This window comes from Streptomyces sp. NPDC049887 (assembly GCF_040656535.1).
Classification (GTDB): domain Bacteria; phylum Actinomycetota; class Actinomycetes; order Streptomycetales; family Streptomycetaceae; genus Streptomyces.
Genome location: NZ_JBFAMM010000020.1, coordinates 40044 through 60554 on the forward strand (window position 1 = coordinate 40044; position 20511 = coordinate 60554).

At 72.9% G+C, this 20511-nt stretch carries 18 protein-coding genes, 1 tRNA gene and 1 pseudogene; 9 read left to right on the forward strand and 11 right to left on the reverse strand.

Annotated features, from left to right (window positions below):
* The first annotated feature begins 258 nt into the window (after positions 1-258).
* Positions 259-1764 carry a trehalose-6-phosphate synthase gene (locus AB0J10_RS23140; protein WP_363064381.1) on the forward strand — a complete coding sequence of 502 codons (1506 nt, stop codon included), beginning with the start codon at positions 259-261 and terminating at the stop codon, positions 1762-1764.
* 211 nt (positions 1765-1975) lie between these two features.
* On the opposite strand, the gene otsB is transcribed toward AB0J10_RS23140, so the two are convergent.
* The 3 genes from otsB to AB0J10_RS23155 all read right to left on the reverse strand — a co-directional run bounded on the left by otsB (position 1976) and on the right by AB0J10_RS23155 (position 4768).
* Complete coding sequence (otsB, locus tag AB0J10_RS23145) at positions 1976-2827, reverse strand: trehalose-phosphatase (protein ID WP_363064382.1); 852 nt, start codon at positions 2825-2827, stop codon at positions 1976-1978.
* A gap of 61 nt (positions 2828-2888) precedes the next feature.
* The gene (locus AB0J10_RS23150) at positions 2889-3128 is read right to left on the reverse strand and encodes a DUF3263 domain-containing protein (RefSeq protein WP_363064383.1); all 240 of its coding nucleotides are present in this window, start codon (positions 3126-3128) and stop codon (positions 2889-2891) included.
* A 362-nt stretch (positions 3129-3490) separates the two neighbouring features.
* Positions 3491-4768, reverse strand: coding sequence for an extracellular solute-binding protein (locus tag AB0J10_RS23155; RefSeq protein WP_363064384.1), 1278 nt, complete (start codon positions 4766-4768; stop codon positions 3491-3493).
* Positions 4769-4927: 159 nt separating this feature from the next.
* Here AB0J10_RS23155 and AB0J10_RS23160 point away from each other — a divergent pair, with 159 nt between their 5' ends.
* From AB0J10_RS23160 to AB0J10_RS23170, 3 genes are all read left to right on the forward strand, one after another.
* Positions 4928-5878, forward strand: coding sequence for an ROK family protein (locus AB0J10_RS23160; protein ID WP_363064385.1), 951 nt, complete (start codon positions 4928-4930; stop codon positions 5876-5878).
* Entirely contained in the window at positions 5878-7014 is a 1137-nt protein-coding gene (nagA, locus tag AB0J10_RS23165) for an N-acetylglucosamine-6-phosphate deacetylase (RefSeq protein WP_363064386.1), read from the forward strand. Before AB0J10_RS23160 ends, nagA begins: the two co-directional genes overlap by 1 nt.
* Positions 7015-7133: 119 nt before the next feature.
* A complete protein-coding gene (locus AB0J10_RS23170) occupies positions 7134-8060 on the forward strand; it encodes a 1-phosphofructokinase family hexose kinase (RefSeq protein ID WP_363064387.1) in 927 nt (308 codons plus the stop codon).
* 249 nt (positions 8061-8309) lie between these two features.
* Here AB0J10_RS23170 and AB0J10_RS23175 read toward each other — a convergent pair whose 3' ends face one another.
* Both AB0J10_RS23175 and cdgB read right to left on the reverse strand, forming a co-directional pair.
* Entirely contained in the window at positions 8310-9284 is a 975-nt protein-coding gene (locus AB0J10_RS23175) for a CBM35 domain-containing protein (protein WP_363064388.1), read from the reverse strand.
* A 111-nt stretch (positions 9285-9395) separates the two neighbouring features.
* Positions 9396-11105, reverse strand: a complete 1710-nt coding sequence (gene cdgB / locus AB0J10_RS23180) for a diguanylate cyclase CdgB (RefSeq protein ID WP_363064389.1) — start codon at positions 11103-11105, stop codon at positions 9396-9398.
* A 346-nt stretch (positions 11106-11451) separates the two neighbouring features.
* Here cdgB and AB0J10_RS23185 point away from each other — a divergent pair, with 346 nt between their 5' ends.
* Positions 11452-12015, forward strand: coding sequence for a flavin reductase family protein (locus tag AB0J10_RS23185; protein WP_363064390.1), 564 nt, complete (start codon positions 11452-11454; stop codon positions 12013-12015).
* Positions 12016-12203: 188 nt separating this feature from the next.
* Here the strand turns inward: AB0J10_RS23185 and arfB are convergent, their stop codons facing one another.
* Positions 12204-12638: an alternative ribosome rescue aminoacyl-tRNA hydrolase ArfB gene (arfB, locus tag AB0J10_RS23190; RefSeq protein ID WP_363064391.1), complete on the reverse strand. Its 435-nt coding sequence runs from the start codon at positions 12636-12638 to the stop codon at positions 12204-12206.
* Between the two features lie 148 nt (positions 12639-12786).
* Between arfB and AB0J10_RS23195 the strand changes: the two genes are divergently transcribed.
* The gene (locus tag AB0J10_RS23195; RefSeq protein WP_363064392.1) at positions 12787-13362 is read left to right on the forward strand and encodes a TerD family protein; all 576 of its coding nucleotides are present in this window, start codon (positions 12787-12789) and stop codon (positions 13360-13362) included.
* 181 nt (positions 13363-13543) lie between these two features.
* On the opposite strand, the gene AB0J10_RS23200 is transcribed toward AB0J10_RS23195, so the two are convergent.
* Together AB0J10_RS23200 and AB0J10_RS23205 are read right to left on the reverse strand one after the other, a co-directional pair.
* Positions 13544-14947, reverse strand: a complete 1404-nt coding sequence (locus AB0J10_RS23200) for a M1 family metallopeptidase (RefSeq protein ID WP_363064393.1) — start codon at positions 14945-14947, stop codon at positions 13544-13546.
* A 267-nt stretch (positions 14948-15214) separates the two neighbouring features.
* Complete coding sequence (locus tag AB0J10_RS23205) at positions 15215-15358, reverse strand: hypothetical protein (RefSeq protein ID WP_363064394.1); 144 nt, start codon at positions 15356-15358, stop codon at positions 15215-15217.
* A gap of 115 nt (positions 15359-15473) precedes the next feature.
* Here AB0J10_RS23205 and AB0J10_RS23210 point away from each other — a divergent pair, with 115 nt between their 5' ends.
* The gene (locus AB0J10_RS23210; protein WP_363064395.1) at positions 15474-15974 is read left to right on the forward strand and encodes a hypothetical protein; all 501 of its coding nucleotides are present in this window, start codon (positions 15474-15476) and stop codon (positions 15972-15974) included.
* Between the two features lie 61 nt (positions 15975-16035).
* Here AB0J10_RS23210 and AB0J10_RS23215 read toward each other — a convergent pair whose 3' ends face one another.
* Positions 16036-16710 (reverse strand): pentapeptide repeat-containing protein, encoded by a 675-nt coding sequence (locus AB0J10_RS23215; protein WP_363064396.1) that lies wholly within the window; start codon positions 16708-16710, stop codon positions 16036-16038.
* 683 nt (positions 16711-17393) lie between these two features.
* Between AB0J10_RS23215 and AB0J10_RS23220 the strand changes: the two genes are divergently transcribed.
* Positions 17394-18389, forward strand: coding sequence for a zinc-binding dehydrogenase (locus AB0J10_RS23220; RefSeq protein ID WP_363064397.1), 996 nt, complete (start codon positions 17394-17396; stop codon positions 18387-18389).
* Between the two features lie 43 nt (positions 18390-18432).
* Here AB0J10_RS23220 and AB0J10_RS23225 read toward each other — a convergent pair.
* Positions 18433-18624: pseudogene (locus AB0J10_RS23225) on the reverse strand (hydroxyurea phosphotransferase); the annotation flags it as partial.
* A 172-nt stretch (positions 18625-18796) separates the two neighbouring features.
* Here AB0J10_RS23225 and AB0J10_RS23230 point away from each other — a divergent pair.
* Positions 18797-20191, forward strand: coding sequence for an FAD-dependent oxidoreductase (locus AB0J10_RS23230; protein ID WP_363064398.1), 1395 nt, complete (start codon positions 18797-18799; stop codon positions 20189-20191).
* A gap of 221 nt (positions 20192-20412) precedes the next feature.
* Here the strand turns inward: AB0J10_RS23230 and AB0J10_RS23235 are convergent.
* A tRNA-Thr gene (locus tag AB0J10_RS23235) sits at positions 20413-20486 on the reverse strand.
* Positions 20487-20511 lie beyond the last annotated feature (25 nt).

Sequence of the window (20511 nt, forward strand, 5' to 3'; positions counted from 1 at the left end):
GCGCGGGGCGGTCCGAAGCCGTCGTCCGGGCGGACACGGGTTGGGCCCGCCCCGGCGGTCCCCGGCCGGACCGGCGGGTCCGGGCCGGCGGAGCGACCGGGCGGCAGGTGTCCCGGGCCGGTCCCCCGGGTCGGCGCGCGGCCGGTCGACGGCTGCGCGCCAACGGTCGTGGGCAGGTCTCCGACGATCTCCGACGGTCTCCGGCCACGGAGTCCGCCGTACGTTTGAGCGGTTCCAGGAAGGGCTAGGTTTCGCGACATGGTCTCTGAGCACGAGCACGCCGCACGAGTTCTCGTCGCCTCCAACCGGGGCCCCGTCACGTACGCCTTCCGGGAGGACGGCACGCTCGACGCGCGGCGCGGCGGGGGCGGACTGGTGTCCGGGCTGTCGGCCATCGGCCCCGAGGCGGACGCCCTGTGGGTGTGCTCCGCACTCGGCGACGGGGACCGCGAGGCGGTGCGGCGCGGGATCGGCGAACCGGGCGTCCGGATGCTGGACATCGACGCCGCCGTGCACGCCGACGCGTACAACGGCATCGCGAACTCGGTCCTGTGGTTCGTCCACCACATGCTGTACCAGACACCGCTGGAGCCCGTCTTCGACGCCGAGTTCCGGCGCCAGTGGGTGGCGTACGAGGCGTACAACCAGGCCTTCGCGCAGGCCCTGGCCGAGTCGGCCGGCCCGGACGCGGCCGTCCTGGTGCAGGACTACCACCTCGCACTGGTACCGGGCATGCTCCGGGACCTGCGGCCCGATCTGCGCATCGGCCACTTCTCGCACACTCCGTGGGCCCCGCCGGAGTACTTCCGCATGCTCCCGGACGACATCGCCGAGCAGTTGCTCCTCGGGATGCTCGGGGCGAACCGGCTGGGCTTCCTGACCCAGCGGTGGCTCGGCGCCTTCCAGGACTGCTGCCGCCGGGTCCTGTCCGACCACGACGTGGACCCGCACTGGCCGAAGGACGGGCCGCCCAGCCTCGAGTACCGGCTGCGGGGGCACCGTCGGCGGCGGGCAGAGCTGGGGGTGCACGGACTGGGAGCCGATGCGGACTTCCTGCGGGAACGGTCGCGCAAGGCGGACGTGGACGAGCGCATGGCCGCGCTGCGCGAGCAGATCGGCGGCGACGAGCGCGGACCGGACCGCCGGAGGACGATCGTGCGCGTGGACCGGACGGAGCTGTCCAAGAACATCGTGCGCGGACTGCTCGCGTACCGCACCCTGCTGGACGAGCACCCGGAATGGCGCGAGCGGGTCGTGCACATCGCCTTCGCCTACCCCTCGCGCCAGGACCTGGCCGTGTACCGCGACTACACGGCCGAGGTCTCCCGGGTCGCGGAGGAGATCAACGCCCGGTACGGGACGCCCGGCTGGACCCCGGTGCTCCTGCACGTCAAGGACGACTTCGCCCGCTCGCTGGCGGCGTACCGGATGGCGGACGTCGCCCTCGTGAACCCCATCCGGGACGGGATGAACCTCGTCGCCAAGGAGATCCCCGTCGTCTCGGAGGCGGGCTGCGCGCTGGTGCTGTCGCGCGAGGCGGGCGCGTACGCGGAACTCGGCGACGACGCGCTGGTGGTGAACCCGTACGACGTGACGGGCACGGCCGACGCGCTCCACCGGGCGCTGTCCATGCCGGACGCCGAGCGCGCGGAGCGCAGCAAGCGCCTGGCCGCCGCGGCGACCGCGCTGCCGCCGCAGCAGTGGTTCCTGGACCAGCTGCACGCGCTGCAGGCGCTGGACGAGGGCGTCTCGGGGGCGGGCTGACACGGGGCGGGTGCTCCCGGCGCTCCCCTGCGCGCACCCGCCCATGGCCGTACCGGCTCAGCCCCCGCCCATCCGTGTGCCGGGACCCACCCCAGCCGTACGAGCGCGACCGGGCCCGAGCCGGGCTCCGCCCCGCACGGACGGTGGCCGGTGCCGCGCCAGGCAGGCCGGCCCGTACCGACCCCGGCGGACGGGGCACCCGGGTCGATCCTCAGCCGTGGGGGCCGATGCGGTCCGCCAGGGCGGCGAGGAATCCGACGACGGCGGCGGGACCGGGCAGCGGAAGGTCGGCGCGCTCGGCGAGCTCGGGGACCTCGCCGCCGCTGCAGAGCAGCAGTCCGGGCACCCCGTCGGAGCGGAGCTTCTCCACGGCGGCGAAGGCGGCCAGGTCACCGAGGTCGTCGCCGGCGTAGACGACCGCGGCGGCGTTCACCTCGCGGACGTACTCGGCGAGCGCGATGCCCTTGTCGACGCCCGGCGGGCGCACTTCGAGGACGAGGCGGCCCGGTTCGACGATCAGTCCGTGACGCGCGGCGAGATCGGCGATCGGCTCGCGCAGCGCCTCGAACGCGGCCTGCGGGTCGTCGGCGCGACGGGTGTGCACGGCGACCGCGCGGCCCTTCTCCTCGATCCAGGTGCCCTGCCACACCCCCATCGAGTCGAGGAGGCCCGGCAGCTCGGCCCGTACCGCGGCGACGCCCGGGTGCTCGGGCTGGGCGTGGACGGTGCCGCTGACGGCGTCCCACCGCTCGGCACCGTAGTGGCCCAGGACGACGAGGTGTTCCAGACCCTCGACGCCGGCGAACCCGCCGTACCGGACGGCGACTCCGGCCGGCCGGCCGGTCACCACGACGACCGACTTCACCAGCGGCGCGAGTCGTGCCAGCGCGGGCACCGTCGAGGGATGCGCCCTCGCCTGCTCGGGGTCCGGGACGATCTCCGCCAGCGTCCCGTCGAAGTCCAGTGCGACCACGCTCTCCGAGGGCCTTTCGAGGACCGCGGCGAGCCCCTCACGGCCGGCGGCGGTGGTCGGTTCCGGCAGTGCGTTGGAGTAGCTGCCCATGGTCCGACCCTATCGACGCGGCCCGTGCTCAGCTACGGCGCGCGGCGATCTCCCCGGCGCGTCACCGCCGCGCCCGCTGCGCTTCCCGGACCCGCCGCAGACGGTTCACCGTCACGGGGTCGTGGGCGAGGGCGCGCGGGTCGTCCAGGAGGGCGTTGAGGAGCTGGTAGTAGCGGGTGGGCGAGATACCGAGCTCTTCGCGTACCGCCCGCTCCTTGGCGCCGGGCCCGGACCACGACGCCCGCTCGAAGGCGAGCACGGCGCGGTCGCGCCCGGGGAGGTCGTCGAGGTCGTCGGTCATATCAGCAACATAACCGTCCCCCCGGACAGCGCAGTGCCCCCGGCGAACGGGTGATTCCGGCCAGTCTTCTGCGCGCCGGGCGCACACCCGGCGCCCGGCAGGAGCGCGACGCGGCACACACCCGCCCGGACCTGGCCCGGGCGGGGACACGGTCCGCTCGGGCACACGCGCCCGCCCGGGCCTGCCCCCACCCGGGGCACGGTCCGCTCCTCGGCCCCGGTCGCCCCCGGCGGTCGGCGTTCGCCCCGCTCGCCGGCCGGCGCCGAGCGGCACCCACGGGGACCGTCCGCGGACCGCCCCGCCGCCCCGAGACCTCCGGCCCCGAACGGGGGCAGGACCCGGCCCGGACAGCCCCGTCCGCGCTATTCCGCGTCCGTCTCGCTCTCCGCCCTCGCCGCGTCGTCGGCGATCCGCTTCAGCACCGCCGCCGGGTCTCCCTGCGGCGCGACGGCGTCGCCGATGTTGCGCTTCACGCTCGCGCTGACCTTCGCCCAGGACGTCTCCCCGGACGGGTACAGCTCGGACGTCGGCAGCTCCTCGAGGAACTTCCACAGGCGCTTGTGCCTGTCGTCCGCCGCCATGGCCTCGCTCGCGCTCACCGTCACCGGGAGGATGTCGTAGCGGGCGGAGAACTCGAGGACGTTCGTGTCGTTGTAGGCGAAGTCGAGGAAGCGGCCGATCTCCTTGCGGTGGCCGTTCTGCTTGAACGCCATCATCCAGTCCGCCACGCCCATCGACGCCCGGGCCCTGCCGTCCGCACCGGGCATCGGGACCATCCCGACCCGGATGCCCTTCTTCTCGGCCTGCTGCATGAGGGTGGGATGGCCGCTGAGCATGCCGACCTCGCCGCGGGTGAACGCCTCGAAGGCCTGTGCGCGGTCGAGTTTCCCGGGCGCGACGGGTCCCGTGAGCCCCGGTGTGACGAGGTTGTCCTTCAGCCAGGTGAACGTGGCGACGTTCTGCCCGGAGTCGATGTCGTAGGTGCCGCCGTTGCGGTCGCGGTAGCCGCCGCCCCCGCTCAGCATCCAGATCATCGTCTCGGCCTGGGACTCCTCGGAGCCGAGCGGCAGGGCGAAGGGGTACTTCACCCCGCGCGCCTTCAGCCGCTCCGCCGCTGCACGCAACTGCGACCAGTCGGCCGGGGCCCCGACGCCGGCGTCGGCGAACAGCTTCTCGTTGAAGAACAGCAGCCGGGTGCTGGCCGCGAACGGCAGGCCGTACTGCACCCGCTCGGTCTGGCCCGCCTCGCTCAGTTCCGGCAGGAAGTTGGCCTGCGTGGGGATCGTGACGAGTTCGTCGACGCGATACAGCCTGTCCTCGTTGGCGTAGTCGGCGTAGGCACCGATCTGGGCGATGTCCGGGGCGTTGCCGTCGGCCACCATCTCGGCGACCTTGCGGTCGACGTCCTTCCAGGAGTGGACCTCGACATCGACCGCGACACCGGGGTTGCCCGCCTCGAACCGGTCCGCGAGTTCGTCCCAGTACTTCTGCGAGGAGTCCTCCGCGCCGGTCCCGTAGTCGGCGGCGACCAGCCGGAGGGTCACGTCGTCCGGTCCCCCCGTGCTGCCGCACCCCGTCAGGGCGATCGTCGTACCGAGTGCGACCCCCGCCGCCACCAGAGAGATGTAGCGCCGCTGCACGCTGTGTTCCCCACCTTGCTGTGCTTGATCCTTGGAGGTAGAGGTCTACACCACATCGAGGACGATTGCGAAACGGGACCGGTCACCGCTTTGTGTGTGCGCGCAACAACCGAAGCAGTGGACTAGACCTTTTCTGGTCCGACGCGCGAGACTGTACGCGTGAGACACGTCATCGCCCTCGATGTGGGCGGCACCCGGATGAAGGCCGCGCTCGTCGGGGCGGACGGCACGCTGCTGTACGAGGCACGCCGGGCGACCGGCAGGGAACGCGGGCCCGAGGCCGTCGTCGAGGCCGTCCTCGGCTTCGCCGCGGAGCTGCGCGCCCACGGCGAGGAGCGGTACGGCCGGAGCGCCGTGGCAGCCGGTGTCGCGGTGCCCGGCATCGTCGACACCTCGAACGGCGTCGCCGTCTACGCGGCCAACCTCGGCTGGCGCGACGTCCCCCTGCGCGCGCTGCTCCGCGAGCGGCTCGGCGGAGTGCCCGTCGCCCTCGGCCACGACGTCCGCACCGGCGGTCTCGCGGAAGGCCGCGTGGGGGCGGGCCGCGGCACGGACCGCTTCCTGTTCGTCCCGCTCGGCACGGGCATCGCCGGGGCCATCGGCATCGGCGGCGCGATCGAGGAGGGCGCCCACGGCTGCGCCGGCGAGATCGGCCACATCGTCGTCCGGCCCGACGGCCCGGAGTGCGGCTGCGGCCGGCGCGGCTGTCTGGAGACACTCGCCTCGGCCTCCGCCGTGTCCCGCGCGTGGGCGGCGGCGAGCGGCGACCCGGAGGCCGACGCGGCCGACTGCGCCAAGGCCGTCGCCTCCGGGGACGGGACCGCGGCACACGTGTGGCAGCAGGCGGTCGACGCCCTCGCCGACGGGCTGGTCACCGCCCTCACCCTGCTGGACCCCCGGACGCTGATCGTCGGTGGCGGGCTGGCGGAGGCGGGAGAAACCTTGTTCACACCGCTGCGGGCCGCGGTGGAGGCACGGGTCACCTTCCAGAAGTTGCCCGCGATCGTCCCGGCGGCCCTCGGGGACACCGCCGGCTGCCTCGGCGCCGGGCTCCTCGCCTGGGACCAGCTCGACACGTCCGACACACTCACCACGGAGGTAACCGGCTGATGGCCGACCGGATGGTTCTCACGGGCGCCCGGGTGGTGCTGCCCACCGGGGTCGTCGAGAACGGGCGGGTGACCGTCGAGGGGACCCGGATCGCCGGGCACGCCCCCGCCGACGCCCCCTGCGTCGACCTGTCCGGCCACTGGCTGGTCCCCGGCTTCGTGGACATGCACAACCACGGGGGCGGGGGAGCCTCGTTCACCTCCGGGTCGGCCGAGGACGTGCTCACCGGCGTACGCACCCACCACGAGCACGGCACCACGACGACGGTCGCCTCCACCGTGACCGGCGACATGGACTTCCTGACCCGCCGCGCCGGCTTCCTCTCGGAGCTGGTGGAGCAGGGCGACCTGGCCGGCATCCACTTCGAGGGGCCGTTCATCTCCCCCTGCCGCAAGGGCGCCCACAGCGGGGAACTGCTGCGCGACCCCGACCCGGCGGAGGTGCGCAAGCTGCTCGACGCCGCCCGCGGCACCGCGCGGATGGTGACCCTCGCCACCGAACTGCCCGGTGGGATCGAGTCCGTACGACTGCTCGCCGAGCACGGCGTGATCGCCGCGATCGGGCACACCGACGCCACCTACGAGCAGACCGTCGCGGCGATCGACGCGGGCGCCACGGTCGCCACGCACCTCTTCAACGCCATGCCCGCCCTCGGCCACCGGGCACCCGGGCCGATCGCCGCGCTGCTGGAGGACGAGCGGGTCACCGTGGAGCTGATCAACGACGGTACACATCTGCACCCGGCAGCCCTGGAGCTGGCCTTCCACCGCGCGGGCGCCTCGCGGGTCGCGTTCATCACGGACGCGATGGACGCGGCGGGCTTCGGCGACGGCGTCTACCACCTGGGGCCGCTGGAGGTCGAGGTCAAGGAGGGCGTCGCCCGGCTCGTGGAGGGCGGCTCGATCGCCGGCTCCACCCTCACCCTCGACACCGCGTTCCGCCGGGCCGCCACCGTCGACGGGCTGCCCGTCGAGGACGTCGTCCAGGCGATCTCCGCGAACCCGGCCCGGCTGCTGGGCCTCCACGACAGGGTGGGGTCGATCGAGCCCGGCAAGGACGCCGACCTCGTCGTGCTGGACGCCGGCTTCATGCTCAGGGGCGTGATGCGCAAGGGCGCATGGGTGGTCGAGCCATAACGGCCGGAGCGCGGCGTGTCGGGGGCGGTTGGCGTACGGGGGACTGGGCCAACCGCCCGGTTTTTGGCATGATCAGGACCCGTCCGGCGAAGGCGCACGCATGCTCAGGGGGTGTCACGTTGATCCTCACGGTCACGCTCAACGCCGCCCTCGATCTGACGTACCGCGTTGCCTCCCTCGTCCCGCACAGCTCCCACCGGGTCTCCGAGGTCGGCGAACGCCCGGGCGGCAAGGGGCTGAACGTCGCCAGGGTGCTGGCCGCACTGGGCCACGAGGCGGTCGTCACCGGCTTCGCGGGCGGCCCCAACGGCGAGACCCTGCGCGATCGACTGGCCGGGCTCCCCGTGCGCGACGCGCTCGTGCCGGTCGCCGGTAACACCCGGCGCACACTCGCCGTGGTCGACGCCTCGACCGGTGACACCACCCAGTTCAACGAGCCGGGCCCCACGGTCACGCCCGAGGAATGGACCGCGTTCCTCACCGCCTACGACTCGCTGCTGCGCAGGGCCCAGGCGGTCGCGCTGTGCGGCAGCCTCCCGCCGGGCATCCACGTCGGAGCCTATGCCGAACTGGTCCGCCGGGCCCGTGCGGCCGGGGTCCCGGCCCTGCTGGACACCAGCGGCGAACCGCTGCGCCGCGGCATCGCGGCCCGCCCCGACCTGGTCAAGCCGAACGCCCACGAGCTGGCCCAGCTCACCGGTTCCCGCGAGCCGCTGCGCGCCACGCACGCCGCACGCCGCCGTGGCGCCCGCACGGTGGTCTCCTCCCTCGGCCCCGACGGCATTCTCGCCGCCACGCCGGAGGGCATCTGGCAGGCCGTCCCGCCCGGGAAGGTCCTCGGCAACCCCACCGGCGCCGGCGACTCGGCCGTGGCCGGGCTGCTCTCGGGCCTCGTCGAGTCCCTCCCCTGGCCGGACCGCCTCGTCCGCGCGGTGGCGCTCGCGACCGCGACGGTCCTCGCGCCGACCGCGGGCGACTTCGACCGGGCCTCCTACGAGGACCTGCTCGCCAGGATCACGGTGACGGAGCACGCCCCGGCGGCGTGACGTCAGAGTGCGGATCAGACCACGTCCGCACGGAAGGATCCCCCGGGGAACGACGGCACACATCCGCACGCAACCGTGCCACGCCGCCGACGGCCGCGGTCCGGGCCCGGAGGGACGACGCGCCCCCGCCGGCAGCCGCGGCCCGGGAACGACGGCGCCTCGTCGTCGACCGCAGTCCGGGCCGGGAACGACGACGCGCCCCGGTGGAAGCGCGTTCCGTCCGGGGCGCGGCTCACACGGAGCGAGCGATCAGTTCGGGGCGCCGGTCCGCACCTCGAGGTAGTCGAGGATCGCGTCGCACTGGTTGCCCTGCTCGCACGAGAGCTTGATCTCGTTCTGACCCTTCTTCAGGTTCACGGGGGCCCAGGTGGTCTGCCAGTTCTTCTCCCAGTTCGGGTCACTGGAACCGATGAAGTTCTTCAGGCCGACGGGATTGCTGTTCGCCTTGCCGTTGACGGTGAGGGTCGCGTTGGCGTCCTTGGCGGGAATGGCGTACCGCACATAGAGGCGGTACTGGCCCTCCTGCGCGATGTTCGCGTTCCATGTGACCGAGGCACCGACCGCGTTGAAGCCGGTCACATAGGCGCCGTCGGCGCCCTCCGCGCCCTTGATGTCCTTGGCCAGTGCCGCAGGCGGGCCGAGACGCAGCGTCGCCGCGTCCTGCTTCGGCAGCTCGACCGGCTTCTCCTCGTCGTCCTTCGCCGGGTCCTCGCTCGGGCCGACCTGGTCCGCGGGTGCGGTGCTGTTCCGGCCGGCCCGCGGGTCGTCCTTCTCGTCGCCGCCGCTGGTCCACAGGGCGGCGGTGATGCCGATCACCACCACGGCCACGACGGCGACCGCACCGATGAGCAGGCCCCTGGTGTTCGGCCCGCGACCCCGGCCGTTCCCGCCGCCGGGAGGCATCGGGACCTGGCGGGTCGGGGCGCCGCCGGGGTAGGTCTCGGGCGCCGCGTACTGGGGGCTGGGCTGCTGGCCGTACTGGGCCTGGTGCGGGACCTGGCCGTACTGCTGCCCGGCCTGCGGCTGCTGGCCGTACTGGCGCTCGCCGACCGTTCTGACCTGGTTGTACGACGTCCTGGGCACACCGGGCTGGGCGGCCGGACCGGGGTAGCCGTAGCCGCCCTGTCGGGGAGTTGAGGTGCCCGCCTGCTGCCCGTCCGCGTACAGGTAGCCGAACGGATCGTCGTCCTCGGGCTTGCTCGCGCCGTTGTTCCCGGCCGTCATCCCTGGGTCACTCCTATCCTTGCTCGCCAGCCGTCGCCGACCGGCCGAGCCTACCCCGTCTGAGCTACTCCAAGGACGGTGCTCGGGGCCCGACCGGTTCCCCCGCTACCGCTATCCGGCGCGTCTGTGGACCTTGGCCCGGGACCGCTTCTCGATGTACATCCGCTGGTCGGCGGACTGCAGCACCTCTTCGACGGACATGCCGCAGACCGCCCAGCCGATCCCGAAGCTCGCCCCGACCCGGACCGCCCTTCCGTCCACCCGGATCGGCGGAATGATCGCGTTCCGCAGGCGAACGGCCAGGTCGGCGGCGTCGGCGGCGCCGAGGCCGTCGGCGAGGACGACGAATTCGTCACCTCCGAGCCGGGCGACGGTGTCCCCGTCCCGCACACCGGTGGTCAGCCGGCGCGCGACCTCGATCAGGACGGCGTCGCCGGTGTTGTGCCCGAAGCGGTCATTGATCGACTTGAAGCCGTCCAGGTCGCAGAAGAGCACGGCGAGGCCCTTCGTGCCGTCGTCGGTCTCACCGTCCGTGGCGGGCGCGGTGGCGTGCACATGATGGTCGTAGGGGATGCCGGGCCCGTCGAAGTCGAATCCGTCGGTGCGGAAGGCGCCGTCGGCGTCGCCCTCGCCGTATCCACCCGCGTAGCCGTTCTCGCCGTAACCCCCGTCCGCGTAGTCGCCGTACGGGTACTGCGGCACGTCCAGGGTCCGGCCGGCCTCCTGTCGCACCCCCTGGGGCCGCTCGCACAGCCGGGCGCTGAGCCGGGCCCGCAGCTCGGCGTTGTTGGGCAGGCCGGTCAGCGCGTCGTGGCTGGCCCGGTGCGCGAGGTGGAGCTCGTGCCGCTTGCGCTCCTCGATGTCCTCGACGTGCGTGAGCAGGAAGCGGGGGCCGTCGGCGGTGTCGGCGACGACGGAGTTGCGCAGCGACACCCAGACGTACGTGCCGTCGCGACGGCCGAGGCGCAGCTCGGCGCGGCCGCCCTCGGCGGAGGTCCGCAGCAGGGTGCCTATGTCCTCGGGGTGGACGAGGTCGGCGAAGGAGTAGCGGCGCATCGCCGACGCGGGGCGGCCGAGCAGCCGGCAGAGGGCGTCGTTGGCGCGGAGCAGCCGGCCGTGCTGGTCGCCGCCCATCTCCGCGATGGCCATACCGCTCGGCGCGTACTCGAACGCCTGCCGGAACGACTCCTCGCTGGCGCGCAGGGCCTGCTGTTCGCGCTCCAGGCGGACCAACGCGCGTTGCATGTTTGCTCGAAGCCGGGCGTTGCTGATCGCAATCGCCGACTGGGACGCGTACATCTGGAGCGCTTCCTGGCCCCATGCGCCCGGCCGGCGTCCGTTGCGGGGCTTGTCGACCGAGATGACGCCGAGCAGTTCGCGTCCGCCACCCGAGGCGTACATCGGGGCGTAGAGCCGGTCCTGGGGGTGCCACTCGCCCTCGAAGCGCGGCTCGGGGCCTTCCGTGTACCACTGCGGAACGTCGTCCTCCAGCAGCACCCAGCCCTCGGTGTGGGGTATGAAGCGCAATTCGCCCCAGGCCTCGCCCATGCCGAGCCGGCGTTCCCAGGAGGTGCGGGAGCCGACGCGTCCGGTGATCAGGGCCTCAGCCGCGGTGTTCCCGGCGAAGGCGGCGACGACGAGATCCCCGTCGGGGCGTACGAGATTGACGCATGCCAGCTCGTACCCCAGGCCGGCCACGATGCCGTCGGCGACGGTCTGCAGCGTGTCCGCCAGACTGCGGGCCGTGTTGAGGTTCGCCACGACCTGATGCAGCTGCCTCAGGGTCGCAAGACGGACGTACGGCTCCGACTCGGTCTCCATCGCTCGCTCTCCCCGAGACCTCGAACAGCTGACTCCAGGTTCCTCATCGACTTCGCTGGTGCACCCTTTTGGCGCAGTGTCCCCGCCACTGAATCACAGCGAGCTGTCCACCCGGTACACAGGGTCAACAATTACTGGTCTCTGTGACTCAAGTCACAACAGATGACGATGGGGGGCACACGCGCCGCGGAGGTCTTCCGTCCTTCCTGAACGCAAATCCGGACGGGCACCGGGGGAGCGGGACGGGAGTCCGGCCGACCGGGGGGCTCCCCGGCCCGGAGTCCTAGGACCCGGCTGGTCCTCTGGCCCGATGTGACGGACCGCTGGACGAGGTTAGCGTTCGGCCGTGCCACAGACGAGTCCCAACCCGAGTCCCGCGACCATCCTCCATGCTGAGGGGGTGAGCGACGACGAGTTCCGTGCCGCGATGTCCCGGCTGGCCGCCGGAGTGGTACTGATCACGGCGCACGAACCACCCCTGACCGAGGACGGGCCGCGCGGCGAGGACGTCGGCATGACCGCGACGGCGTTCATGTCCGTCTCGCTCGACCCGCCGCTGGTCCTCGTGAGCCTGCGCAACGGCTCGCGCATGGACGACCTGCTGGCCGAACAGCCCATGTGGGGCGCGTCGGTGCTGTCCGAGAGCCAACGGCACATCGCCGGGCGGTTCTCGATGAAGGGACGCATCAGCGACCGGCTCCTCTTCGAGGACCTCGCCTGCACCCGCGGGGAGTTGTGCGGCGCGCCCCTGATGGGCGGGGCGCTGGCGGTCCTCGAGTGCCGCACCGAGCAGCGCGTCGCGGCCGGCGACCACACCCTCGTGATCGGCCGCGTCCTGAAGGCGGGCCTGCCCGGATCGGACGCCGGCCCCCTGACCTACTTCCGGGGGCGCTACCGGCACCTGGGCTGACGCGCGAGGCCCCGGCCGGGCGGAGGGCCGTCCGGCCGGGGCCTCGCGGTCGCGTCCGGGCACGGCACGGGGCCCGTCCGGGTGCGGCGCGGGGCCCGTCCACGGCCCGGGGCGGCGGGGGCTCGGGAGCACCGACGGCCGGGCCCGGGGACGGTCCGGGGCGGAACCGGGCGACGGGCTCACCCCGGTCACCAGTCGCGGGCGCTCCGGCCTCGTTTGGTGTCCCCCCGGCGTTTCTTCTCCCGCAGACGGCGTTCGTTGATGCCGCGGGGGATCTTCGTGGGCCGCCGCGGCCGCGGCGGCGGAGCGCTGGCCTCCGCGAGGAGCGCCGCCAGACGGACGGCCGCCGCCTCCCGGTTCCGCCACTGGGAGCGGTGCTCGGACGACCGGACGCTGATCACGCCGCCGTTCAGCCGGGACGCGAGCCGCTCCAGCGCCCGTGCCTTCCACACGGCCGGCAGTGCCTCCGTCGCCGCGAGGTCGAAGCGCAGCTCCACCTGGGAGTCGCTCGTGTTGACGTGCTGACCGCCGGGACCCGACGACCGCGAGAAACGCCACATGAGCTCGGCCTCCGGCAGGGAGACGGAGCCTCGGATGAGATACGGCCCGGACATACGTCCCATGGTCGCGTCCACGGACGACCCGCGTCACGTTCTTTTCACGGACCGGGGGGAACCCGGTGGCACCCGGTCCGCGTTATGGACGGTGACGGTAGCTTCGGGAAGCACGAAGCCCGACCGCACTGCACTCGACCAGGAAAGGGACCTCCCCATGGCTGTAAGCCTGTCCAAGGGCGGCAACGTCTCGCTCACCAAGGAGGCACCGGGCCTGACCGCCGTCACGGTGGGCCTCGGCTGGGACGTCCGCACCACCACCGGCACCGACTTCGACCTCGACGCCTCCGCGATCGCGGTCAACAACGGCGGAAGGGTCGTCTCCGACGGCCACTTCGTCTTCTTCAACAACAAGTCGACGCCGGACCAGTCCATCGTCCACACCGGCGACAACCGCACCGGAGAGGGCGGCGGCGACGACGAGCAGATCAACGTCAACCTGTCCGGCCTCGCCGCGGACGTGGAGAAGATCGTCTTCCCGGTCTCCATCTACGACGCCGAGAACCGCGGCCAGAACTTCGGCCAGGTGCGCAACGCCTACATCCGCATCGTGAACCAGGCGGGCGGCGCGGAGATCGCCCGCTACGACCTGAGCGAGGACGCCGCCACCGAGACCGCCATGGTCTTCGGCGAGCTGTACCGCAACGGCGCGGAGTGGAAGTTCCGCGCGGTCGGCCAGGGTTACGCCTCGGGCCTCGTCGGCATCGCCCAGGACTTCGGCGTCAACGTCTGACCCACGCGCCCCGGAGGTCCCGTCCGCCGTCCCGGCCGGGACCTCCGGCACATGCGCCACGACCGGGGAAACCGCCGTCGCCCCCGGCCACGGCCACGGAAACTGCCCTCGCCGGCGAAGGGGCCGTCGCCCACGCCCGCGGCCGCGACCATCCGTCGCCAACGGGCGGAAACGGCGCGGGCTACGGCTTCGCGGGCCTGCCCTCGCCGTACAGCCAGACGTCCCACAGCCCGGTCAGGTCCTCTCCGGTGTTCTCCTCCACATAGGCGGTGAAGTCCTCGGTGGACGCATTGCCGTGGCGGTGCTCCTGCGACCAGCCCTTCAGGAGGGCGAAGAACGCGTCCTCGCCGACGGCCTGCCGGATCTTGTGGAGGACCATCGCGCCGCGCCCGTACACCGGCGCCCCCAGCAGGTCGTCCGTCGGCGGTTCGGCGGGCGGGAACGCCCAGTTGCCGTCGTCCTTGAATGCCTTTTCGAAGCGCTTCTGCGCCGGGATGCCCCGGAAGTCCTCGTCGTACAGCCATTCCGCGTACGTCGCGAAGGCCTCGTTCAGCCACACGTCCTTCCACGCCTTCGGCGAGACCGAGTTGCCGTACCACTGGTGGGCCAGTTCATGGACGAGGAACTCCTCGTTGAAGGCGCCGGCCGGGTACACGGGCCGCGTCTGCGTCTCCAGCGCGTAGTTCACGTCGTCGGCTCGCTCGACGATCGCCCCGGTGGAGGAGAAGGGGTACGGGCCGAAGTTCTCCTGCGCCCACTCCAGCACCTCCGGGATACGGGCGCGCACCTTCTCGCTCTGCGCGGAGACTGTCCTGTCCACGGCCGTGAACTCGGGCACGCCCCGCGCGGGGCGTGAGGTCTTCACGTCGTACTCGCCGATGCCCACGGTCGCGAGATAGCTCGCCATCGGCTCGGGCGAGTGCCACGCGAAGGCGGTCCTGCTACCGCCCGCCACGGGCCGCCGGGACCTGAGCTCCCCGTTGGAGACCGCGGTGAGCCCCTTCGGCACGGTCACGGTGACGTCGTAGGTGGCCTTGTCTCTGGGGTGGTGATTGCCCGGGAACCAGGCCATCGAGCCCTGCGGTTCCCCGAGCGCGAGGGCCCCGTCCTCGGTCTTCAGCCAGCCCTCCTCGGAGCCGTCCGGGTCCTTCACGGTCCTCGGGCTGCCGGAGTACCTGACGACTGTCTTGAAGGTGCTGCCGTCGGCGATCGCCTCGCGTGGGCGGACACCGACCTCGTTCCCCGCGCGGTCGACCGCGGCCGGGGCGCCGTTCACGGTCACGCCGTCCACGGTCAGTCCGTGCAGGTCGAGGTTGAAGGCGCTGAGGTCCTGGGTGGCACGAGCGGTGAGGGTCGCGGTGCCGCGCAGCCGGTTCGGCTTCGGGTCGTAGTCGAGGGCGAGGTCGTAGTGCTGTACGTCGTAGCCGCCGTTGCCCAGTTCGGGGAAGTAGGGATCACCAAGCCCCGCGGCTCCGGGTCTTCCTCCGACGCCGGCCCCGTCGCCGCCCTCCGTGCAGGCCGAAGCCGTGAGCACGAGGAGGGCGGCGACGGGCGACAGGGCGCGGAGGAGGGATCGCTGGTCCACATGGCGATCCTATGTGCGGAATGTCCGACTCCGTCGGGCGGTGCTGTGATCTGCCGCACGGTGGCGGGTGCGGGCCCTCGGGACGAGGAGGGCGGCGCGCCTCCGCCGGGGAAGAGCGCGCCTCCGCCCGGGCAGGGCCTCCGGCCCTGTCTGCGCCGAGCTGGGCGTCGACACCCGGGCGGGCACGGCGGCGGTGGCGAAGGAGCAGCGGGCTGCCGCCATGAGCGCCCGCGGTGCGCTGACGTCGGCCCCCGCGCCGCCGCCCCCTCAGAACCTGCCGGTGTCGAGGTCGAAGGATTCCTCCACGGCCATGCCGGTGATCTTGTTCCTCGCCGACATGACGAGGGACGCACAGTCGGGCGTGTCGTCGTGGGCCTCGTACGGTTCGTGCTCGGGAACAGGCAGCGCCACGGCGGACCCCTTCGGCTGGAGCGACACTCCCCACCTGGGGGCGGCGCTCGCCCGGGATCCGTCGACGATCGCCCGAACGTGCGAGCGAACCGCTTCGCCGTGACACCATCGGAGCGTGCTCGACATCGGCTACTCCCTCTCCCGGCGCTTCCCGGACCCTCCGCAGACCGACTACCGGAACGCGGACGTCCACACCCTGCGCCACGACCTCTTCTGCGGCGACGTCTACCTCGCCGACACCAAGGCCGACCGTGAGGTGTTTACCGCCTGGGGATGGGTTCCGGTGCTCGACTTCGCGTGGGCACTGTGCGACATCGTGGAACGGCTGGACCGGGACCCCAAGGGCAGCCGGGCCGCGCAGCCGCAGTACGCGGAGATCGACTTCACCGAGTCGACCGACCGCATGCTCTTCGAGCGCCGCTTCGGCTGGGTGGACGTCGAGGCCGACTGGATGCCCGGCGACGAGGCACCGCTCACCTTCAACCACGGCGAACTGCGCCGCGAGGCACGGGACTTCCTGCACGACCTCGTCGCCGACCTCACCGACATGCACGAGGGGCTCGCCGACAACCCCGTCGTCTGGGACCTCCAGGCCCGCTTCCCCCGCCTGCCCTGAGGCACCCGGCTTCCTCCTCCGCCCACGCCCCGCAGGAGCCCGCCTGCGGCACACCTCGCGCTCAGTCCTCCACACGCACTCCCGCCTGCGCAGCGAACGCAGGTGCAAGATCGAGCAGTTGGGCCGTACTGATCACCGCCCCCGACAGCCCCTCCACGCCCCGGGCGAGGACGAGCTCGGTCACCCGTCGCAGATCGACGTCCCGCATCCGGGCTCCGCCGAAGTCCGCCCCGCGCAGCACGCAGTCGCGGAACTCCACCCGCTCCAGCTGGGCGGCACCGAAGTCCGGCTCCGACAGCACGCACCCCTCGAACACCACGTCCGTCAGCCGGGCGTTGCGCAGGTTCAGGTAGTCGATCTTCCCGCCACGCACCACCACGCGCTCCACCGCCGCGCCGTGCAGCTGCACGCCGCCCAGCCGCGCGTCCACGACCTCCGTGTCCCGCAGGGAGGCGCCCGCGAGGTCCGTCCCCACTCCGCGCACGCCCGTGAGAACCGAGTCGATGAACCGCGCGTTCACCAGCGAGGTCCCGTCCAGCACGCAGTCCCGCAGCGCACAGTCCAGGAACCGCGCGCCCGCCCCGTCCCCGGCCGACAGATCCAGGCCGGCCAGCTCCACCCCGTCGTAGTCGCCGTCCGGCTCCAGCCCGCCGCCGTCGTACGGACGCAGCGGCGGCAGCCGCACATCCGGCCGCCGCGCCGCCGCCACCCGTGTCTTCCCGGTCCTCCGCACCATGGGCCCATGGTGGCGCACACCACTGACAGCGCCCCGGCCCCGATGTCATGAAGCCGGCCCGGCCGTCCGTCCCCGGGGCAGGACGACGAATGGAGCAGACCGTGGCCACCCAGCCCGCATCACCGTCGTCGGCGCCGGATTCGCCGCGGCCATCGCAGCCGAGGCGCCGCGGAGTCGGGCGCCCGCGTCACCCTCCACGCGTCCCATCGCACACCCGGCGGCCGGGCTCGCACGCGAACGGCCCGCACCGCGCCGGCGAGGGACCCCACGCCCTCCACGTGGGTGGCCCGCACCGGACCTGGCCGGCCCAGGGCGTGTTTCGAGGGCAGCGTCGCCGCCCCCGCCCAGACGGGACTTTGGAAGCACGCCCCAGCGCGACCTCATCGGCCCACTCGCCCCTCTCCCTCCGCGCGAAGCGGCCCTGCTGCGGCTCCACCGCGGCGGACGGCTCCGCCGTGCCCCGCCCGCCGTGCTGCTGCGCCTTCTGCGCCACGGCCGGGTGGCGTCCGCACCTGAGCGGGACCCGACCGGGAACCCCGCCCCACAGGGCTTGACCTCAACCTTGCTTGAGGTTGAAGAGTGGGCCCACCGACGCCGCACGGCGCCCGGTACGGAACGCGGGACACCCCTTCTCCCGTACCGATCCGGCGCCCGGGCACTCGCACCGAGCACGGGGAGCCACCATGCACGCCGTCCGACTCCATGCCTTCGGCCCGGCCGACAACCTCGTCCACGAGACCGTCGACGACCCGGAGCCCGGGCCCGGCCAGGTCCGGATCGCCGTCGCCGCCGCCGGGGTCCACCTCCTCGACGCCGCCCTGCGCGAAGGCATGCCCGGGCCCTTCCCGGGACCCGTCGAGCTGCCCACCGTTCCCGGCCGCGAGGTCTCCGGAACCGTCGACCGCGTCGGCGAGGGCACCGACGAGAGCTGGCTCGGCAGGCGCGTCGTCGCCCACCTCGGCATGGCTCCCGGCGGCTACGCCGAACTCGCAGTCACCGACGCCGGCCGGCTCCACGAGATCGCCGACGGGCTCGGGGAGGCGGAGGCGGTCGCCATGATCGGCACCGGCCGTACCGCCCTCGGCATCCTCCAGTACACCGAACTCGGCCCCGAGTCCGTCGTGATCGTCCCCGCCGCGGCCGGGGGCATCGGCACCCTCCTCGTCCAGTACGCCAAGAACGCGGGCGCCACCGTCGTCGGCCTCGCCGGCGGCCCCGGGAAGACCGCGCGCGTCGCCGCCAACGGCGCCGATCTCGCCGTCGACTACACGCTCCCCGACTGGCCCGGCGAGGTCCGCGCCAACCTCGGCGGCAGGGCCGCCACCGTCGTCTACGACTCGGTCGGCGGGGAGACCGGCCGAGCCGCCGTCGACCTGCTCGGCAAGGGCGGCCGCCACATCGTCTTCGGCTGGTCCAGCCAGGGCATCCGGGACGGCTCCGCCCTCACCTTCACCGAACGGGAACTCGCCGAACGCGGCATCACGTCCGAGTCGGTGCTCGGCCCCGCCATGCTCGAGAAGGCCGGCGGTCTGCGCGCCCTCGAGACACGCGCCCTCGCCGAGGCCACCACCGGCCGGCTGCGCCCGGCCGTCCACCGCTTCCCCCTGGCCGAGGCGGCCTCCGCGCACCGCGCCCTGGAGACGCGCGGCACGATGGGCAAAGTCGTTTTGGTCCCGTGACCCTCCCGACCGGCGCGCGCCCCACCCCCGCGCGCCCTCCCGGTCAACGCGCCGGCAGGTTACGGGCGATGGACACCTGCTCCGGCCGGAGCCGTCTCTCGCCGTCCTCCGCGTCCCACAACCCGTTCCGCAGGACCCGCCCCAGCGTCCACGCCCGTGCCCGCTCCCGGTCGAGCCCCAGCCGCTCGGTCAGCAGGTCGAAGCGCCGGTTCGTCGCGTCCGCGTCGAACCGGTCCTCGGCCAGGCCCGGCAGCGCCGCGACGAACCTCTTGCCCGCCTCGCCGTTGTACCGGAGCTGCGACACGACCAGACCGTCCGGGACCTCGATCACGGTGGAATCGTACGACCGACCGTCCCCGCCCCGCCCCACCTGGACAGTCCAGCAGCCACCGGTGTACGAACGCCCCATGACGAGCACGATCAACGGCGGCATCTCCTTCTGGTACGCGGACGACGGAATACCCGCACCGCGCGAACCCCTGCCGGGCGACACGACCGCCGACGTGTGCATCGTCGGTGGCGGATACACAGGGCTGTGGACGGCGTACTACCTCAAGAAGGCCGTCCCCTTCCTCAACATCACCGTCCTCGAGGCCAAGTTCTGCGGCTACGGCGCCTCGGGACGCAACGGCGGCTGGCTCTACAACGGCATCGCGGGCCGCGACCGCTACGCCCGCCTCCACGGCAACGACGCCGCCGTACGCCTGCAGCAGGCCATGAACGACACGGTCGACGAGGTGATCCGCACCGCCGCGGAGGAGGGCATCGACGCCGGCATCCACCAGGGCGGTGTGCTCGAGGTCGCCTACACCCCCGCCCAGCTCTCCCGCCTCAGGGCCTTCCACGCGACCGAGCTCGCCTTCGGCGAGAAGGACCGCGAACTGTACGGCGCCCGGGAGACCGCGGAGCGCGTCCGTGTCGCCGGAGCCGTCGGCTCCAGCTGGACCCCGCACGGCGCCCGGCTGCACCCCGTGAAGCTCCTCAAGGGGCTCGCCACCGCCGTGGAGGCACTCGGCGTCACCGTCCACGAGTCCACCCCCGTCACGGAGATCAGGCCCAAGCACGCGGTCACCCCGTACGGCACGGTCCGCGCGCCCTACGTCATCCGCTGCACCGAGGGCTTCACCGCCTCGCTGGCACGCCTGCGACGGACCTGGCTGCCCATGAACTCGTCCATGATCGCCACCGAGCCGCTGCCCGCCTCGGTCTGGGAGGAGATCGGCTGGTCCGGCCGCGAGACCCTCGGCGACATGGCCCACGCGTACATGTACGCCCAGCGCACCTCCGACGACCGGATCGCGCTCGGCGGCCGGGGGGTCCCCTACCGCTACGGTTCCCGAACGGACAACGACGGCAGCACGAGTGCCGCCACCGTCGACGCCCTGCGGGCGGTGCTCATCCGCTTCTTCCCCCAGCTCACCGGCGCGCAGATCACCCACGCCTGGTCCGGAGTCCTCGGCGTCCCCCGCGACTGGTGCGCCACGGTCACCCTGGACCGCGCAACCGGTCTCGGCTGGGCGGGCGGCTACGTCGGCTCCGGCGTGGCGACGGCGAACCTCGCCGCCCGCACCCTCCGCGACCTCATCCAGCAGGACTCCGGCCAGTCAGGCCCCACCGACCTCACCGCGCTCCCCTGGGTCAACCACAAGGTCCGCAAGTGGGAACCGGAACCCCTCCGCTGGCTCGGCGTCCACACCCTCTACGCCGCCTACCGCAGCGCCGACCGCCGTGAACTCACCCACCACACGGCGGAGACGGCACGCATCGCCACCCTGGCGGACCGGATCTCGGGCCGCCACTGACCCGTGTCCGGCGCGCCCGGACGGCGAACGGCCGCCGGGAACGGCGAGAACGGGCCTCCCGCCGCCGTTGACATCGCCCGCTCCCCCGGCGCCCGATCCGGCCCCCACCGGGACCACGACCGAGACCGCCGACACCCGAGCGAGCCCCCTCCCGCCGCCGTCGCCGCGTCCGCCGAACGAAAAGGCCCAGCTCAGGGATACCGAGCTGGGCCTTCTCACGGAGCCCCCTGTCGGATTCGAACCGACGACCTACGCATTACAAGTGCGTTGCTCTGGCCGGCTGAGCTAAGGAGGCACTGCGCACGAGTGTAACCGGATCG